17 protein-coding genes are annotated in these 16,374 nt (G+C 57.6%); 12 read left to right on the top strand and 5 right to left on the bottom strand.

Features of this window, described 5'->3' with window-relative positions:
* Positions 1-3: 3 nt before the first annotated feature.
* Positions 4-882 carry a hypothetical protein gene (locus RDA78_RS19090; RefSeq protein ID WP_434051403.1) on the top strand — a complete coding sequence of 293 codons (879 nt, stop codon included), beginning with the start codon at positions 4-6 and terminating at the stop codon, positions 880-882.
* A 15-nt stretch (positions 883-897) separates the two neighbouring features.
* On the opposite strand, the gene RDA78_RS19085 is transcribed toward RDA78_RS19090, so the two are convergent.
* Positions 898-1,353, bottom strand: a complete 456-nt coding sequence (locus RDA78_RS19085; RefSeq protein WP_434051402.1) for a winged helix-turn-helix transcriptional regulator — start codon at positions 1,351-1,353, stop codon at positions 898-900.
* A 113-nt stretch (positions 1,354-1,466) separates the two neighbouring features.
* Here RDA78_RS19085 and RDA78_RS19080 point away from each other — a divergent pair, with 113 nt between their 5' ends.
* The 4 genes from RDA78_RS19080 to RDA78_RS19065 all read left to right on the top strand — a co-directional run bounded on the left by RDA78_RS19080 (position 1,467) and on the right by RDA78_RS19065 (position 5,327).
* A complete protein-coding gene (locus tag RDA78_RS19080; protein WP_434051401.1) occupies positions 1,467-2,333 on the top strand; it encodes an SDR family oxidoreductase in 867 nt (288 codons plus the stop codon).
* A 140-nt stretch (positions 2,334-2,473) separates the two neighbouring features.
* Positions 2,474-3,703 carry an MFS transporter gene (locus tag RDA78_RS19075; protein WP_434051400.1) on the top strand — a complete coding sequence of 410 codons (1,230 nt, stop codon included), beginning with the start codon at positions 2,474-2,476 and terminating at the stop codon, positions 3,701-3,703.
* Positions 3,704-3,794: 91 nt separating this feature from the next.
* Positions 3,795-4,046: a hypothetical protein gene (locus RDA78_RS19070; protein ID WP_434051399.1), complete on the top strand. Its 252-nt coding sequence runs from the start codon at positions 3,795-3,797 to the stop codon at positions 4,044-4,046.
* 327 nt (positions 4,047-4,373) lie between these two features.
* Positions 4,374-5,327, top strand: coding sequence for an ABC transporter substrate binding protein (locus tag RDA78_RS19065; RefSeq protein ID WP_434051398.1), 954 nt, complete (start codon positions 4,374-4,376; stop codon positions 5,325-5,327).
* A gap of 114 nt (positions 5,328-5,441) precedes the next feature.
* Here RDA78_RS19065 and RDA78_RS19060 read toward each other — a convergent pair whose 3' ends face one another.
* The 3 genes from RDA78_RS19060 to RDA78_RS19050 all read right to left on the bottom strand — a co-directional run bounded on the left by RDA78_RS19060 (position 5,442) and on the right by RDA78_RS19050 (position 8,500).
* A complete protein-coding gene (locus RDA78_RS19060) occupies positions 5,442-7,091 on the bottom strand; it encodes a Na/Pi cotransporter family protein (protein WP_434051397.1) in 1,650 nt (549 codons plus the stop codon).
* An 11-nt stretch (positions 7,092-7,102) separates the two neighbouring features.
* The gene (locus RDA78_RS19055) at positions 7,103-7,438 is read right to left on the bottom strand and encodes an STAS domain-containing protein (RefSeq protein WP_434051396.1); all 336 of its coding nucleotides are present in this window, start codon (positions 7,436-7,438) and stop codon (positions 7,103-7,105) included.
* A gap of 345 nt (positions 7,439-7,783) precedes the next feature.
* Positions 7,784-8,500 (bottom strand): phytochelatin synthase family protein, encoded by a 717-nt coding sequence (locus RDA78_RS19050; RefSeq protein ID WP_434051395.1) that lies wholly within the window; start codon positions 8,498-8,500, stop codon positions 7,784-7,786.
* Between the two features lie 155 nt (positions 8,501-8,655).
* On the opposite strand from RDA78_RS19050, the gene RDA78_RS19045 reads away from it, so the two are divergent.
* The 4 genes from RDA78_RS19045 (at position 8,656) to RDA78_RS19030 (ending at position 14,394) form a co-directional block, all read left to right on the top strand.
* On the top strand, positions 8,656-10,740 hold the full coding sequence (locus RDA78_RS19045) for a S9 family peptidase (RefSeq protein ID WP_434051394.1): 2,085 nt from the start codon (positions 8,656-8,658) through the stop codon (positions 10,738-10,740).
* A gap of 129 nt (positions 10,741-10,869) precedes the next feature.
* Entirely contained in the window at positions 10,870-12,462 is a 1,593-nt protein-coding gene (locus RDA78_RS19040) for an ABC transporter substrate-binding protein (protein WP_434051393.1), read from the top strand.
* A 296-nt stretch (positions 12,463-12,758) separates the two neighbouring features.
* Positions 12,759-13,811 carry a hypothetical protein gene (locus RDA78_RS19035; RefSeq protein WP_434051392.1) on the top strand — a complete coding sequence of 351 codons (1,053 nt, stop codon included), beginning with the start codon at positions 12,759-12,761 and terminating at the stop codon, positions 13,809-13,811.
* Positions 13,812-14,001: 190 nt separating this feature from the next.
* Complete coding sequence (locus RDA78_RS19030) at positions 14,002-14,394, top strand: hypothetical protein (RefSeq protein ID WP_434051391.1); 393 nt, start codon at positions 14,002-14,004, stop codon at positions 14,392-14,394.
* A gap of 6 nt (positions 14,395-14,400) precedes the next feature.
* Here RDA78_RS19030 and RDA78_RS19025 read toward each other — a convergent pair whose 3' ends face one another.
* Entirely contained in the window at positions 14,401-15,306 is a 906-nt protein-coding gene (locus RDA78_RS19025) for a LysR family transcriptional regulator (RefSeq protein ID WP_434051390.1), read from the bottom strand.
* A 97-nt stretch (positions 15,307-15,403) separates the two neighbouring features.
* On the opposite strand from RDA78_RS19025, the gene RDA78_RS19020 reads away from it, so the two are divergent.
* The 3 genes from RDA78_RS19020 to RDA78_RS19010 are packed head-to-tail and all read left to right on the top strand — an operon-like array spanning position 15,404 to position 16,331.
* On the top strand, positions 15,404-15,715 hold the full coding sequence (locus RDA78_RS19020) for a putative quinol monooxygenase (protein ID WP_434051389.1): 312 nt from the start codon (positions 15,404-15,406) through the stop codon (positions 15,713-15,715).
* A 7-nt stretch (positions 15,716-15,722) separates the two neighbouring features.
* The gene (locus RDA78_RS19015) at positions 15,723-15,941 is read left to right on the top strand and encodes a DUF2798 domain-containing protein (protein WP_434051388.1); all 219 of its coding nucleotides are present in this window, start codon (positions 15,723-15,725) and stop codon (positions 15,939-15,941) included.
* Positions 15,942-15,956: 15 nt separating this feature from the next.
* Positions 15,957-16,331, top strand: coding sequence for a RidA family protein (locus RDA78_RS19010; protein ID WP_434051387.1), 375 nt, complete (start codon positions 15,957-15,959; stop codon positions 16,329-16,331).
* The last annotated feature ends 43 nt before the right edge of the window (positions 16,332-16,374 follow it).

Here is a 16,374-nt window from a genome sequence, read left to right as displayed (position 1 = left end):
TTCTTGAAAACCCTGCCCAAGATCTTCTGCCTCATCGCGTGCCTTGTCGTGACTGTGATGCCGGCGAAAGCCGCGAACGTCCCGGAAGACGTCTGGACAGGCGCTGAAAAACGCCCTGCTGGAGGACTGCCTGACGGCACCTATGCCGTCCACAAACCCGGTGCGGACGATTCAGCCGTTGCCTGGTACGGAACGCCGACCCGACGCTACAGACACGCAATCCTGGGCGACGACATCGAAGCCGGTTCACTGCACGTTGCCTTGCGCGACGGACGCACTTTCGATTTTCACCTGCCGGAAAGTGAAGTCTTCGAGGACAGGACACCGAGGATTACGGATCTGGACGGAGACGGCCGCTTCGAAGTGATCACAATCCGCTCGTTCGCACATGCCGGTGGCAGTGTCGCGATTTATGGTCTGCGCGACGGAACGCTCGTCGAACTCGCTGCAACGGACCCGATCGGCAGGGCGAACCGGTGGCTCAACATTGCAGGGATCGCAGACTATGCCGGACGCGGCAGGCCGCAGATCGCTTATGTCGAAACGCCTCACATCGGGGGCACGCTGTTTTTCGTTGAATGGCGCGGCAAGGCGCTTGTGCCGATTGCATCTCTTGCCGGGTTTTCCAACCACAGGATCGGCGCACGCGAACAGGAGCTTTCTGCGGATATCGATTTTAACGCGGACGGGCGTCCCGATATCGCGGTTCCCTCAAATGACCGCCAGACCCTGAGGGTCATCGGTATCGAGAATGGCAGCGCAAGGGAACTTCACAAGGTCCGGTTTCCCGCAGAGGTCAAATCAAGGAAACCACCAAGTGGCAACTGCGTGGACATGACATTGCGCAACGGACAGACCGGCCAGGTGTGCCCGGCGCGCTGACCGTCACGTGGCAGGTCACCCGTTGGCTTGACCCGCTTGTCTTTCGGAACGCGAAGACAGGATCCGCCCGATATTGACCTCAATCCAGTCGGCAACCTGCCGAACCTGCAAGGCAACTTCCCGGCCGATCGGCGTCAGACTGTAATCCACACGCGGCGGAACAACCGGGTGCGAAAACCGGTCAACGAACCCGTCGGCCTCAAGGGTCTGCAGTGTTTGCGCAAGCATCTTTTCACTCACCCCGCCCACGGTTCGCCGTAGTTCTGAAAACCTGTGATCTCGCTCCAGCAGCGCGATCAGCACGAGAACGCCCCAGCGGCTGGTCAGGTGCTTGAGAATGTCCCGGGACGGACAGTTCTGGTTGAACAGCTCCCCTCGCCGCATCATCTCCGACAGAGCGACGCCGGACGTGCATTCTGACGGCGGTTCGCAGGTTTCCCCAAGCATGTCTGACCGGCTTTTTTCGGACATTTTTCCAAGTTTCTCAAAACTAACCTTTTAGTGCGTACTAACAAAAAGTAAGCGCAAAGTCTACATCGACTGCATCCGACAAACGTCGTCAACCCAACTTGAGGAGTTATGAGATGATTGCAGTCACAGGTGCCAATGGTCAGCTCGGCAGAAGCGTTCTCCGGTTTTTGAAGGATCTTGCGAACGAGCCGGTTCGAGCTCTGGTGCGCGCACCGGAAAAAGCGCAGGACCTCAGGTCCGCGCAGGTGAGCGTGGTCCGTTTCGACTATGATGATCCGGCAAGTTTGCCGAGTGCCTTGGAAGGCGTCGACCGTCTCCTGCTCATTTCCGGTTCGGAAGTCGGTCAGCGGGTACCACAGCATGCGGCTGTCATCGAAGCTGCGAAATCCGCCGGTGTGAAATTCATTGCCTATACAAGCCTCCTGAATGTTCCCCACACACGGCTCATCCTCGGAGCTGAACACATCAAGACGGAAAAGCTCCTTGAAGAAAGCGGCATTGCCTACGTGAGCCTGCGCAACGGCTGGTACCTGGAAAATTTCGCCGGTTCGATCGCGGCGGCGCTGGAACATGGCGCGGTCGTTGGATCAAGCGGCAATGGCAAGACATCCATTGCCGGACGCGACGACTATGCGGAAGCCGCAGCGCGCATTGTTGCAGGCGATGACCTTGCGACCCGCGCGATAGAACTGGCCGGGGATGAAGCCCTCACGCTTCAGGATCTTGCGACCGAAATTTCGAGGCAGACCGGCCGCCAGATCCCTTTCCAGAACGTCCCGGAAGAAGACTATGCAGGCATCTTGAGCGCCGCTGGACTGCCGGAGGGTTTCGCCAGGGCGATCGCCGACTCCAGCGCCAGAACGGCAGACGGTGACCTTTACAACAGTTCGACCGCGCTGAGGCAGATCATCGGGCGTCCGACCAGAACGCTGTCGGACTACGTCTCCGAAGTGCTCAGCACTGCGCAAAACAGAACTTGACCGCGACGCAAAAGCAGCCGGAGGCAGGTGCCGCCTCCGGCATTCATTCAAGAAACTTCTCAATCACTTCAAGGATATTTGTTGGCCCGAATTCGGCGAACCTGCTAGGCAGAACCGGGAACACTTCTTGAAAGTTCAATATGTCCAATCCGGATACAGCCGATCCTTATGCGCAGGATGGCCCATACGCATGGTTCCGTCTGGCAATTTCGATCCTGCTCAGCACCATCGGAGGTGCCGGGATGTGGGTCGTTGTCATCGTGCTGCCGGATGTCCAGGCGGATTTCGGCGTTGACCGGGCCGGCGCCGCCCTGCCCTATACGGCGACAATGGCCGGTTTCGCCATCGGCAACTACATTCTCGGCCGCTTCGTCGATCGCTACGGGATCGTTCCGCCGGTAATCGCCTCGGCCGTTTTTCTGGCGGCTGGATTTGCACTGGCCGCAATGAGCCGGGACATCCTGCTGTTCACCTTGGCTCAAGGGGTCCTGATCGGACTCGGGACCGCGGCGACATTCGGACCACTCGTCGCCGATATCTCGCACTGGTTTTTGAAACGCCGCGGTCTGGCGGTCGCCTGCGCCGCTTCCGGCAACTACCTGGCCGGCGTCCTCTGGCCCTCCTTCATTCAATGGAACCTTCAGACCACGGACTGGCGCGAAACCTATCTGGTCATCGGCATCATCTGTCTTGTCACGATGGTGCCCCTTGCCCTGATCCTGCGGCGCCAACCACCGGAATCCGCGCTGGCGTCGAGCCCCTCCGCACTGGCCTTTGGCGCTCAATCGACCGGCCTGTCCCCGACGGCCCTTCAGGCTCTTCTGGTGATTGCCGGCCTCAGTTGCTGCGTTGCCATGTCCATGCCCCAGGTTCACATCGTCGCCTATTGCGTCGACCTCGGTTATGGCATCGCTCCCGGTGCCGACATGATCGCGCTTATGACCGGCATGGGCGTCATCAGCCGCCTGATATCAGGCGTACTGGCAGATAAGATCGGCGGGATCAGGACCCTGCTGATCGGCTCCGTCCTGCAATGCGCGGCGCTTTTTCTTTACATCCCGTTCAACGGCCTGGCGTCGCTCTATCTCGTTTCCCTGATATTCGGGCTGTCGCAAGGCGGCATCGTGCCGAGCTACGCCGTGATCGTGCGCGAGTATCTTCCGGCGCGCGAAGCAGGCCGCCGCGTCGGTCTGGTAATGATGTCGACCATCCTCGGCATGGCGCTCGGCGGGTGGCTCTCCGGACTGATCTACGACCTGACGGGGTCCTATCAGGCGGCGTTCATGAACGGCATCGCCTGGAACTTCCTCAACATGGCGATCATGGTGTTCATCCTGTTCAGAGGCAGACCCCGCGCCGCCTTTTCCTGAGCAAGTGCGCAAGATCTGCATGGCACGTTGAAGCGGCCTGCACACGCATTCGGTCTGATCCCGGCAGACAACCGAATGAGGAACCCTGCAGATGGACCCGATCACCGTTTACGTGCTTGTCGCGCTCGTGACCCTTTGCCTGCCGATCAGGTGGTCGATTTGCCTATGCGGCCTTCTGACAGCGTCTTGCCTGTTCACACTTGCAACCGTCACCGATGTCAATTGGGGTACCGGTCTTGTGCGCGGCTTCGCGGTCATGACCGCACTGGCATCATTGGCGGCACTGACCGTCCGGGTTCTCATCTGGTCTGCCGTCTTCGTCTATCGCAACACTCCGCGGTAGGTTTGCCCTCGATTAGGGTCAAGGCCCCACAAATGAAGCCGATTTGGCGGCAGAAATGGCTGTGCCCTGGTACTTCAGCGCGCCAGGAGCAGCGGCACAAACAGGCTTGAACCGCGAGATCGGCAATCTTGAACGCGTGAAACCACTTAAGGGAGACGTTAAGTGACAGGTAAGTCCCAGACGGAGATTTTTTGTCTTTATCTCAAATTTTATGCTGTCAAAGAAAAAGAAAATAGGCGTTGATGCTTCTGCCGTGATGCATATCATGAACAGGAAAATCCGGTCTCAACAATGAAAAGCAACAAGAACGGCTCCAGAGCTACTCACTTGATATCCCGCCTCATACTGCTCGTCTTTTTCGTGCTGGGTCCGGCGTTGGCCCTGGCCTCTGATCACCACCGATCCATCCTCATGATCACATGGCGCGGTTTGACGCCTGCCGAACACAGCTTCATCGCGCATCTGGAAAAGCTCGGCATAGATGCGGAGATCGAACATTTTGATGCCGCCCGCGACCAGACCCGACTGGCTGGGTTTCTCAGAGAACGGCTGGACGATATCAAGGCGATGGATCTGGTCTATACCTTCGGTACAACGGTAACGCAGACCGTTCAGAATTTTCACCTCGACAACGTTCCGCGCGTCTTCAACATCGTCACTGATCCTGTCGGTGTCGGACTTGCACCCGCGCTGGACCGCCCGCCGAACGGAATGACGGGGACGAAGCATTCGCTGCCTCCCGATGTGAACCTCGAATTGCTCTTCAATGTGTATCCGGTCAAGACGATCGCTATTCTTTTCGACCCCAGGGAAAACAACGCGGTCGCAGAAGCCGACAGGCTCTCCAGCGCCGCGGAAAAGCGCGGAGTTTCAGTCAAACGACTGCGGTTTGCACCCGATGCCAGGGAAAAGGACATTCAGATTGCCGCCTTGCGGCCCGAACTCAATGACGTCGATGCGATCTATGTGACCTCGTCCTCATCGTTTGTCGCCCATTCCGAGGCACTCGCGCAAATCATACCGGAAGACCTTGTCAGCATGGGCTCGTCGAGCGCCTATGTCGGAGACGGAATAACGCTTGTCTTCGGAAGCGAATACGAGGAACGCGGCAGGACCGCAGCCGAGATGGCTGCGAAAATCCTGCTCGAGAAAGTGCCGCCGCATTCCCTCCCGATCGATGAAGTCAGCGCATCGGAGGCAACCCTTTACATCAACAGTGACAACAAGGCGGTTTCGAAACTGAAACTCGAAAACGCCCGCAACACGGTCGTTTACAAGTAGCACCGGCACGGACCCAAACTATCCGCAAACATTCAGGGTGGCCGCGCTAGTGCGGTGAATTTTAAGTTCGTTCGAAGACCGCTGCAAAATGAGTCGAACTTCAGATTCAGGTGACTAGGCCCGAAGCTGCGCAGAGGCCTGCAGTCTTTCGAACGCGGTTGGCAGAACCTCGACATGGCTGTGCCCCAGTCTTCCATACGCGCGGCCCGTCTCTCCGAAGAGCCAGATCAGGCGTTCGCAAAGGTTCATTGCGCTCATGAGACGGGCTTTTTCCTCAGCAGTCAGCAGCCCGTCATCCTGCAGGTAGGCCACCTTGATCGCGTTGATGCCGTTGTTCTTCGCCGACGTCAGCCGGGTCAGGACCGCAAGCGTGTCGCTGTTCCGGTCCCGCGCCACCGAAATCAGCACGTTGAGGATGGCGTCGAGCCCCTCGACAGCCGAATCCGCAAGCCAGAGATCAGGACGGTTCCTGCGCAGATAAAAGACATCTGCACCCAGATCATGAAGAGCTTCGCGCATGCCCTGGCTGAGATAGAGAATGCGCCCCAGCAGGTCGACATGACCGTGTTCGTCAGCAGACAGCGCCCGATCTGACGAAAGATCCCTGAGGGCTTCGCCGACGATCTTGTGCAGGGATGCGGCCGCGTCCAGGTTCGCACGCAGGTCCTTCGAACCGCGGTTGCAACGCATGCTGTCAAAGGCGTCGGCATTCAAACGAAAGAGCCTCACAATTTCCAGCTCCACAAGCCGTTGAACGACGATCGGCGGTTCCGTGCACGGCAACACCAGATGCTTGGGCCTGGCGCCGCGTTCTGCCTGTGTCTCCGGACTGACCCGCTGGAGAAATCCGGCCGTGGGACGCAGCATCAAAAGCAGAAAGGGTACGGGCAACGCGTTGAACAGCACATAAGCCAACGCCACCTGCGTTCCAGGATCGGTGGTCATGTGCGCAACAAGGGCGGCCACCATCGGCACCCCGGTTACGGCCTCGATATACATCATCGGCAGCAGAACCAGCGCGGAGAATGCATTGAAGCCGAGCTTGTAAAGAGAAACCTGTCTCTGGACACCGGAAAGGTTCGCAGACAACAGCAGCATCAGCACCGAGCTGCCGATATTGGCGCCGAAAACGAACAGGATACCGTCCCGCAATTCGAAGAGGCCTGACTGAAGAAACACGATCATGACCGCTGCAACGGCAATCGATGACTGGGCGAAAATGGTGAGGACCATGCCTGCAAGGAACGCAAGCAGCGGCGCTCCTGCCGTCACTTCGACGAATTGAACGAACCACGCCTGCGTTTCGATTTGTGATGCGGCATCGCGCATGATCTGGAAACCAAGAAACAGCAGCCCGACACCAATGGCCGCACCGGTCACATGCTCCTTGTGCCGCGGACCGAACGCATAAAGAAATCCGGACACGGCAATGAGAAGCAGCACGGCGATGCGGATATCCAGCGTCAGGAATAAAACGATAAGCCCGGCGCCGAGATTGAGGCCGAGAATGACGGGCTGGACCTGCCTCAATGTCATCATGCCGGCCCGAACGAGGCCGACCAGCAAAAACACTGCCGCCGTTCCGCTTTGCGTGAGCACGATCATCAGCATGCCGGCCGAGAGCCCGGCAGGCACTGTTGACGTCAGTCTGGCGATGCGCCGTTTCACTTTCTGGTCGGCGAGGCGTTTGAGATTGACGCACAGAAAGTGCATCGCGAAGAAAAAGAGACCGAGCCCCGCAAACATGGTCGCGGCGGTCTGCACATGCGTCGAAATCAGCGGACTTCTCCCCGCGCACTCAATTCGTCAGGATGTATGTCAAGAACCGACGAGAAGCCGGACACCTCGAAAAGCTCGCGGACACGGCCGGTTACGCCGAAAACACCCATCTGGCTGGTATGACCCTTGAGGTACATGGCCGTCGCCAGAAGAACGCCGAGCCCGGCACCGGCGAGGTAGGTCACTCTTTCCATGTCGATGAGCAGCTTCGCAGGAACCGTGACGATCAGGTCACGCAAGGAGCTTTCGAATTCGTCCAGTGTCGCCAGGTCTATGCGTCCCGAAGGCCGGACGATGCAAAGGGTGCTTTCCCTGTAAATCTCTATATTCACGGCAATAAATCTCCAGAAAATTCTAATGCTGAATCAGGAGAGTCGTTCGTCTTTTTTAGAAAAACCGCGGCTCGAAGGTTTCAAAAAATGGCCTTCTGCAGCGATGGGGATTTTTTTGTTAGAACTTATGCAAACTTAAAAATTTCAATATCTGTTCGAGCCACAATCTTAGGCATCGAACTTTCCTAAGGTAAGGTTTGTTCGGACGATTGTCACCCCCCTCAGTTTTGACAAGATCAAAACGATCCCTGTCGCACTGCGCCTTGTGCAAGCGTCGCTCAGCTAGAGAGATCAGGCACCGGGCATGCGTCACTCCCGGTGCTGGCGTTGTCGTTTGGAACGCTATCAGCGGCCCACGCTGACATAGCCGCGCGTCTTGCCGGCATTGTCGCTGTCAACCGTGTTCATTGCATCGAACAGAATCGCCGCTTCAACCCACACCGGTGGATATTTGTAGCGGGACACATCCAGAATGAGGAAACGGTCGGTGTCCTCGTCATAGGCTCCGAGCGGCGAAATGTGTCCACCCTTTTCCTGACCTATCGATTTGCGCAGATAGTTGACGAGCACGAACGTGTCATCGTCCCGCAGATGGGCAACCGCGACCGCGCGAAACGTGTCGAGATCGGAGTCCGATGCATGAACGACGTCGACTTTCAGATCATGAGCTGCCAGGACGCCGCCGAGTTCGTTGAGTGTCATGCCGTAGGGCGGACTGACGATCGACTTGGCCGGCTTCACCTCGGCAGCGGCAGGCGTGAAGATGTTCTCCTGATCGAACATCCCGAGCCCGAGCGTCATCTTGGAAGCCGGACGCGGAACATTCAACGCATTGAGAACCATGGCGATAGTTGCCGGGCCGCAATAGGCCGGATTCACCTGCGTGGTGAAGTGGATGCTCAGCGGAAAGTAATCGTTGCTCGCCTCCGATCCCATGAGCAGCGACTGTCCCTTTGGGCTCGTCAGGCCGATCAGGCTGTCCGGCAGCGGCATCGTTTCCGCTTGCGCGACGGTGAAACACGCCATCGTGGCAGCTGCGAAACTCAGGATCATCCGGTACATGGCATCCTCCTCCGGTCAAGAAATTTACCTAGCGTAAATTCACCCTATCAGGCCGCTGGCCGGTCTGTCATGTGAAAGCGGGAATGTCACCGGGAGGCCAATTCTGAAAACAATGTCACTTGCCAACAAAACACAAAAATCCTACCTCCTTGCGCATGAAACAGGATGCAATTCCCCCGCGTGCCGAAGCACGCCCCCAAACCCACGAAATCCATGGTATTGCCAGGCAGGACAATTACGGTTGGCTGCGCGCGGACAACTGGCAGGAGGTGATGCGCGATCCCTCGGTACTGGATGCGGATATTCGCTCGTATCTGGAAGCAGAGAATGCTTACCAGCAGGCGGTCATGAAGCCGACGTCCGACCTGCAGGACACGCTCTTCAGGGAGATGCGCGGCCGCATCAAGGAAGATGACAGTTCAGTCCCCTCACCCGATGGACCTTATGCCTATGGCATGAAGTTCGAAATCGGTGGCCAGCAGCCGATCTTCTTCCGCACACCGCGCGAGGGCGGCGCTGAAACCGTTCTGCTCCATGGCGACAGGGAAGCCGAAGGCAAGGCCTATTTCCGTATTGGCGGCGCCAGCCAGTCGCCGGATCACAAGCTGCTCGCATGGGCCTATGACGACAAGGGCTCGGAATACTATTCGCTGCAGCTCAGGGACACGGCAACAGGCAAGGACCTGGACGACAGCATCGCGGATACAGCCGGCGGCGGTGTTTTTTCTGCTGACAGCAGCTTCGTCTTCTACGTTCGCCTGGACGACAACCACCGTCCCTCGAAGCTCTTCAGACACAGGGTTGGCACCGACCCGTCGGAAGATGTGCTCGTGCACGAAGAGACGGATCCCGGCTTCTTCATGGGTGTTGGCAAGACCCAGTCCGGCGAGACAATCATCATTGACATCCATGACCACGAAACCTCGGAAGTCTGGATGATCCCGGCCAATCGTCCCGAAACGCCACCGATGCTGATCGCGCCCCGCGACACCGGTGTCGAGTACTCGATCGATGATCACGGTGAGACGCTCTATATCCTGACCAATCTCGGGGATGCGGAAGACTTCAAGATCGTCACGGCCCCCAAGGCAACGCCTGGGCGGGAGTTCTGGACTGACTTCGTCCCCCACAAGCCGGGCTGCCTGATCCTGTCACATTGCGTCTATAAGACCTTCATGACCCGGCTGGAACGCGAAGACGGACTGCCCCGCATCGTCATCCACCGCCTTGCCGATAATCTCGAGCATTCCGTGGAATTCGACGAAGAGGCCTATTCTTTGGGCCTTGGCGGTGGCTATGAGTTCGACACCACGTCGATCCGCTTCACCTATTCGTCGATGACGACGCCGTCGCAGACCTTCGACTACGACATCGAGACACGCGAGCGTATCCTGAAGAAGGAACAGGAAGTTCCATCGGGGCACGATGCCGCCGACTACGTCACCCGCCGGCTCATGGCGCCCGCTGCCGATGGTGAGACCGTGCCGGTCTCGATCCTCTATCACAAGGACACGAAACTCGATGGCTCGGCCCCGCTGCTGCTTTACGGTTACGGGTCCTACGGAATCACGATCCCGGCAAGCTTCAACACCAATGCGCTCTCCCTCGTGGACCGCGGCTTTGTCTATGCCGTTGCTCATATCCGCGGCGGCAAGGACAAGGGCTTCCGCTGGTACAAGAACGGCCGCCGCGAAACCAAGAAGAATACCTTCACGGATTTCATTGCTGCAGCGGACCACCTTGTCGCGGAGAATTTCACCACCCATGACCGGATTGTGGCCCAGGGCGGTTCTGCCGGTGGCATGCTGATGGGCGCAATTTCGAACATCGCCCCGGAAAAGTTTGGAGGCATCATCGCGGAAGTGCCCTTCGTGGATGTCCTGGCAACCATGCTGGACGACACCTTGCCGCTCACGCCGCCCGAGTGGCCCGAATGGGGCAATCCGATCACCGACAAGACCGCTTACGAATACATCGCCTCCTATTCGCCTTATGACAATGTCGAGGCCAGGGACTACCCGGCGATCCTTGCGGTCGCGGGGCTGACGGATCCGCGCGTGACCTATTGGGAGCCTGCCAAATGGGTTGCCAGACTTCGCGCGGAAAAGACCGGTGACAGCCTGTTGATGCTGAAGACCAACATGGAAGCCGGACACGGCGGTGCATCCGGCCGGTTCGACAGGCTGAAGGAAGTCGCATTGGTGCAGGCCTTCGCGCTCATGGTCGCGGCCAAGGCCTAGCTGCGCTTGAAGTTTCACATTTAGTTGAGATCGATACCGGACACGCATGCGGGTCCGGTATTTCTTTTGTTCCGAAAAAGATTAGTCTGCTTTCACAACAGCGTTACAACAACACCTGAAGGGGATGTCATGATGAGGTCGTTTCGCCGCACAGGGGGCTTTACAGCCGGATTTACACTTGCCGCCGCCCTGCTCTCATCGGTTTCGTTTTCGAGCGCCGCTGAACTTCGCTGGTCCTCGCCGACCGACCCCCAGACCATGGACCCTCACGCCGTCAACTCGGCCCCGGTTCTCGGCTTCCTGAACAACGTCTATGAGGGGCTGGTCCGCAGGGACAAGAACATGCAGATCGAGGGGTCACTGGCCGAAAGCTGGGAACCGCTCGGTGGCGACGGCTGGCGTTTCAAGCTGCGCGAAGGCGTGAAGTTCCATGATGGCGCGGATCTCACGGCCGAAGACGTGCTCTTCTCCTATGAACGCGCATCTTCCGAGGAAGCCGATACCAGTTCCTGGTTCGCGCCGGTCAAGGAGGTCAAGATCGTCGATGACTATACTGTCGATTTCCTCACACACGCGCCAAATCCGATCTTCCCGGATTCCATCGCGAACTTCATGATCCTCGACAAGGGCTGGGCGGAAGCAAACGATGCCGTGCGTCCGGCGAAGGACGAGGAAACCTACGCGACCCTGAACGCCAACGGGACCGGCCCGTTCAAGCTGACCTCCCGCGAGCCGGGCGTCCAGACGGTGCTGGAACCCTTTGACGGCTGGTGGGATCAGAAGGAACACAATCTCACGAAGGCAACATTCCTGCCGATCGCCAATCCTGCGACGGCGGTTTCCGGTCTTTTGAGCGGCCAGGTCGACCTGATCAATCCCGTTCCCGTGCAGGACGTCTCGCGGATCGAGAACCAGGACGGTCTGACCCTTCATCAGGGCATCGAAGCACGCGTCATCATGCTTGGTTTCGGGCACAATCACGACGCCCTGAAATACTCCAAGGAAACGACCGACAAGAACCCGTTTCAGGATTTGAAGGTGCGCGAGGCCGTCCAGAAATCGATCAATGCAGAGGCGCTGGTCGACAAGATCATGCGCGGCAATGCCGAAGTCGCAACCCAGCTCGTGAGCGCGCAGATGAAGGGCCACAGCGATGCCGCAACCGACCGGATCGGATATGATCCGGAGAGCGCGAAGTCCTTGCTCTCCGAGGCGGGATATCCCGATGGCTTTTCATTCGGTCTGATGTGCCCGAACGACCGCTACATCAACGACGAAGCGCTCTGCAAGGCAATGGCGGCCATGCTGACGCAGGCAGGCATGCGGGCGGAACTCAATGCCATGCCGGTGCGCAGTTACTGGCCCGAATTGCGGGCGGGCAATTTCGACATGTACCTTCTCGGCTGGTCTCCGGGCACTTTTGATGCAGAGCATCCGATCCGCTTCCTCGTCACCACCAAGAACGACGAGAAGAAGCTCGGCAGCTGGAACTTCGGTCAGTATTCGAATGCCCGCGTCGACGAACTGCTGCCGCAGATCCAGAAGGAGATCGACGCAGACAAGCGCCAGGCCATGCTGGACGAAACTGCGAAGATCATTCGCGATGATGTCGTTTATGTTCCCCTGCACATCCAGCCGCTCCTTTGGGGGTCGAAGTCCAACATCGACCTGACCCAGCGGGCCGACAATTTCCTGATGCTGCGCTGGATCAACGTCAACTGACAGACCAAACCGGCTGAATTCTCTAAACCGGCGCCCTTCGCGCCGGTTTTTCTTTGTTTTGGCGTGACTTGTTAAAAATACCTTCAAGCATGCCAGTAACCAAAAATATTCCTTGGATTCTTTTCAAATATTTCAAAATACGACCCACTCACAATAAATACGAATACCAAATTATTTCTGAATTTTAATGAAACATATTTTAGTTGAAGACAGTTTTCCTCCCACCAATTCTGTAAGTGCAGGTTTCATTCAAATATAACCCGCAGGACGCCATAGATTTTCGGAGAGGAACCATTATGAATACGCATACTAGATTCACGAATACGAACTTTACCAATCTCGACGAACTGCTGGACCAGAAACTCATTGAGCTGGCAGCAAACGCCGTGGATGTCACAAAGAGTGGTCCGCCCGGCGACCCGGTCAACGAGGCGGGAACACAAAGCGCACCTTCGGCGATTTCTGATAACGGACAATCCGGCCAGGATCTGCCATTCCTCAACCTCGACCCCTACAACCTCGACGGCAAGGACAATCTGCCGACCGGAGACCTGACCGAAGGCCCGCAGGGCATGATCGGATCCGGGGTCGAGATATCCGGCGGAGCCGGAGAACAGCAGGTCAATTTCGCGCTTGAAATGGAGGGCTACACGTTCCGGTCCGATGCCGGAAGGCTCGATATCATGGCGCTTACGGAGGAGCGCACGACCGAGATCAAGACCATGACCTTCAACGGTCAAGAAGTCGCGGTCGAATACCAGAGCGGCCTCGCTTACGGATTTGAGGGAAGCTTCTACGACAATCAGTTCAGGGAACTCTATGTCGAAATGAACGCCGAGGTTGCCACCTCCATCCAGACAGAAGCTTTCGACGCCGACGGCAACCCGATCCTGACGTCTTTCGGCTATGAGCAGATGCTTGAAGTCACGGGACAGGGATTCGACTACGGGATCGAAGAATTCTCCATGGCGTTCGAATTCATGATCGATATCCAGAGAAATGATTTCGGATTTTACGAAATAACGATTTCGGTCACATTCGAAGGCGAAATCGTCGACATGAACGGATTCGCGCGCGAGTTTCTCTTTGAGGACGAGTCGATGTTCTTGTTCTCCGACCTCGATCAGATCGATTTCGACCAGCTACCGCCGGGTTTTTACGAAGAGATAGCCCGTTTCGCCAATGGCATGGGCGAGGCCTGGGATGCCTTTGGGTCAGTCAATGACCAGATTGAGGCCGTGCTCCTGAAGCTCCGGGAAGAGGGCCACTATCAGGCTTGGGATGACGCCGACCAGGGTTTGAATGACCCGTTCGACTTCAACCTGCCAAACACGGATCCGTTCTCCTGAATAAGGCAGCGGCCCTGCTGCGAACGATCGTTGTGCATATCGGGAAAACACCTCCTCCGTTCGTCTGAACGGAGGAGGCTCCGCTGTTCGTGTCTTGATTTTGCCCCGCTCTTCCGCTCAATTGAATTGTATTGCAAATCAGTCTCTTGGGACGGCAAGAGACAAAGAACACTTTTCACGGGAGCAATTGATGGTTCGCCACTCAAGCACACGAGCACGTACCGCAGGCAAGTTCGGATCGATGTGCAAAGTGTCATTTGTTGCCATCGCGACATTCGCGCTGGTGGCCTGCCAGTCGCAGTCGCAGTTTCAGACACCGTCCGATCTCCTGTTCGCGCCGACATTCAGCAAGACCCGGCAGAATCTCCCCTACACCCGCAACACCCCGTACGATTGCCGCACCTTCACAGGGTCCGGCTGGAAAGGGATTGCGAGCGGAACGGTTTATGACTTCAGCGACCGTTATCAGACCTCACAGGCCGGCTGTTTCAAAACGCAGCAGCAATGCCTGGCATGGCTGTCGGCCATGCGGTCCTTTATTGATGTTCCGCGTTTCATAAGGTGCAATCCCCATACCGCGTAAGGCCCGTCAGCCGGGAAGTCCACCCTGGAGCACTGGGTGCCCGTCCATGAAGTGTGCAATATGGTCGCGCAGGCACCGCGCGCGCGCGCTTAACAGACGCCCGGTTGGCCAGACAAGGTAGGCGTTGCGTTCCTGCCCGGTCCATGACGGCAGCACGAGATGGAGCCTTTCTAACAAAAGATCGGCCGACGTTTCCGTAACCGGCAGCAAAGCGATGCCGTGACCATCCGATACGAGCTGGCGCGCCAGCGTGATGTCATCAACAGCAACGTCCGGACTGAGGTAGACCGTTTCTTCCCTGCCTGTTTCGCGGCTCTTCAGGGACCAGTGCGGAAGCGATGAAACCCAGATGAGCTTGTGCCGGGAAAGGTCTTCAAGGGTCTCCGGCGTTCCATGTGCTGCCAGATAGCCTGGAGACGCAACCATCATCGTTGCGACCCGTCCCACCCGTTGCTGGTAAAGACCCGTCTCCGTCTGCGACCCGAACCGCAAGGCGATGTCGACGCGGTTGTCGACCAGATCCTTGTTGTCGTTGCTGAGGCTCAGCGTCAGTTTTATCTCGGGATGCTGTTTGAGGAAACCGGACCACATCGGCGCAAGAACGCCGATCGATGCGTTTGTCGGCGCCGCGGCTCTCAGAGGCCCGTGCAACTGATGAAGGTCCGAATTGAGCGTCTGCAAGGTGTTTTCAGCCTGCTGCATCACGTCGGCCAGACCGGCATAATAGGCCTCTCCGTCCGATGTCAGCGAAAACTTCCGGGCGGACCTGTGAACCAGCCGCACACCAAGCGTGTCTTCCAGCCGCTGCAGACGGCGAGTAACATTGGCAGGAGGGAGCCCCAGTCTGCTTGCCGCCGCCGACAGGCTCCGGCACTGGGCGATGTGAACGAAAAGCGCAATATCATCAAGCATGATTTCATTTATGGAATTTGTATTATCAAATTACAATATAGATTCTATTTTTGAAAATCACTAGACGGAGGTGTCACATGAAAACACGGAGACACCCATGTCGAACTACTTCATCAGTGCCGGCATCGAACTGAAGGACGGCGCTTCGCTCAAGGAAGCCGAGGCCGGATTGCGCAAGCTTGCGGAACAGACCCAAAGTGAACCCGGTTGCCTTCAGTTCGAGATAAGACAGAACTTGAAGGAACCGGGAAAGTTCACCTTGTGGGAGTGCTGGACGGACAAGCAGGCACTGGCAGACCATTTCGAGGCGGACCATACCCGGGCCTATCTGGCGCGTGACCTCACCGAGGTGAACTACATCGAGGAACTGGGCGAGATCGGTCAGCAGTCCTCGAAATCCGCAGCCTGAACCTGTCATGACGCGCAGGTTGATTGCCACATTTTTCATGTCCTTCGGGCTGTCTTTCCTGATGTCCTGCTGGGTCACCTTCATCAATTTGGGCTGGAGTGACGTTTTTCTGGCCAGATGGATGGAGGCCTTTCGTCTGGCATGGCCGGCCGCGGCAGTCATCGCACTGTGTCTCGGCCCGGTGGTCGAAAGACTGACCGGTGCGATCATCCGGAAACTGCCTTGATCCTCTGGAGCACACATGACCATTCAAAGACAGAACTATGAAACGCTCGGTCTTCCTGTCGGCCCCTACACCCATGCCGTCCGGCATGGAGACACCGTCTACACGTCCGGCTTCACGGCCTTTGGGACGAACGCACAGATGTCAGGGGCCGGTGAACAGACGCACGCAGTACTGGCGCAATTGACGTATCTCGCAGCGCAGTACGACAAAACCCTTGCCGATCTGGTGAAAGTGACGGTCTTCGTAACCGATGCCGCCGACATACCGGCGGTCCGCGACGCGCTTGTAGCCGGATACGGGAGCGCGGTCCCCGCAAGCTCGCTTGTGATGGTATCGGGCCTGTTCGCCCCCGAACTTCGCGTCGAGATCGAGGCGGTTCTCGGCCTCTGAGGCTCTGTGCTTCGCGGCGGGCCAAGGCGCCGGCCCGCCGCGG

Origin of the sequence: Roseibium sp. (assembly GCF_051016195.1) — a bacterium.
GTDB lineage: Bacteria > Pseudomonadota > Alphaproteobacteria > Rhizobiales > Stappiaceae > Roseibium.
This window is presented reverse-complemented; position numbering and strand designations above follow the sequence as displayed.

Bases quoted from the DNA above. Each gene is read 5' to 3' on its own strand.
- RDA78_RS19085 (WP_434051402.1), bottom strand. From the start codon at position 1,353: ATGTCCGAAAAAAGCCGGTCAGACATGCTTGGGGAAACCTGCGAACCG.
- RDA78_RS19080 (WP_434051401.1), top strand. From the start codon at position 1,467: ATGATTGCAGTCACAGGTGCCAATGGTCAGCTCGGCAGAAGCGTTCTC.
- RDA78_RS19075 (WP_434051400.1), top strand. From the start codon at position 2,474: ATGTCCAATCCGGATACAGCCGATCCTTATGCGCAGGATGGCCCATAC.
- RDA78_RS19070 (WP_434051399.1), top strand. From the start codon at position 3,795: ATGGACCCGATCACCGTTTACGTGCTTGTCGCGCTCGTGACCCTTTGC.
- RDA78_RS19050 (WP_434051395.1), bottom strand. From the start codon at position 8,500: ATGTACCGGATGATCCTGAGTTTCGCAGCTGCCACGATGGCGTGTTTC.
- RDA78_RS19045 (WP_434051394.1), top strand. From the start codon at position 8,656: ATGAAACAGGATGCAATTCCCCCGCGTGCCGAAGCACGCCCCCAAACC.
- RDA78_RS19040 (WP_434051393.1), top strand. From the start codon at position 10,870: ATGATGAGGTCGTTTCGCCGCACAGGGGGCTTTACAGCCGGATTTACA.
- RDA78_RS19035 (WP_434051392.1), top strand. From the start codon at position 12,759: ATGAATACGCATACTAGATTCACGAATACGAACTTTACCAATCTCGAC.
- RDA78_RS19030 (WP_434051391.1), top strand. From the start codon at position 14,002: ATGGTTCGCCACTCAAGCACACGAGCACGTACCGCAGGCAAGTTCGGA.
- RDA78_RS19025 (WP_434051390.1), bottom strand. From the start codon at position 15,306: ATGCTTGATGATATTGCGCTTTTCGTTCACATCGCCCAGTGCCGGAGC.
- RDA78_RS19020 (WP_434051389.1), top strand. From the start codon at position 15,404: ATGTCGAACTACTTCATCAGTGCCGGCATCGAACTGAAGGACGGCGCT.
- RDA78_RS19015 (WP_434051388.1), top strand. From the start codon at position 15,723: ATGACGCGCAGGTTGATTGCCACATTTTTCATGTCCTTCGGGCTGTCT.
- RDA78_RS19010 (WP_434051387.1), top strand. From the start codon at position 15,957: ATGACCATTCAAAGACAGAACTATGAAACGCTCGGTCTTCCTGTCGGC.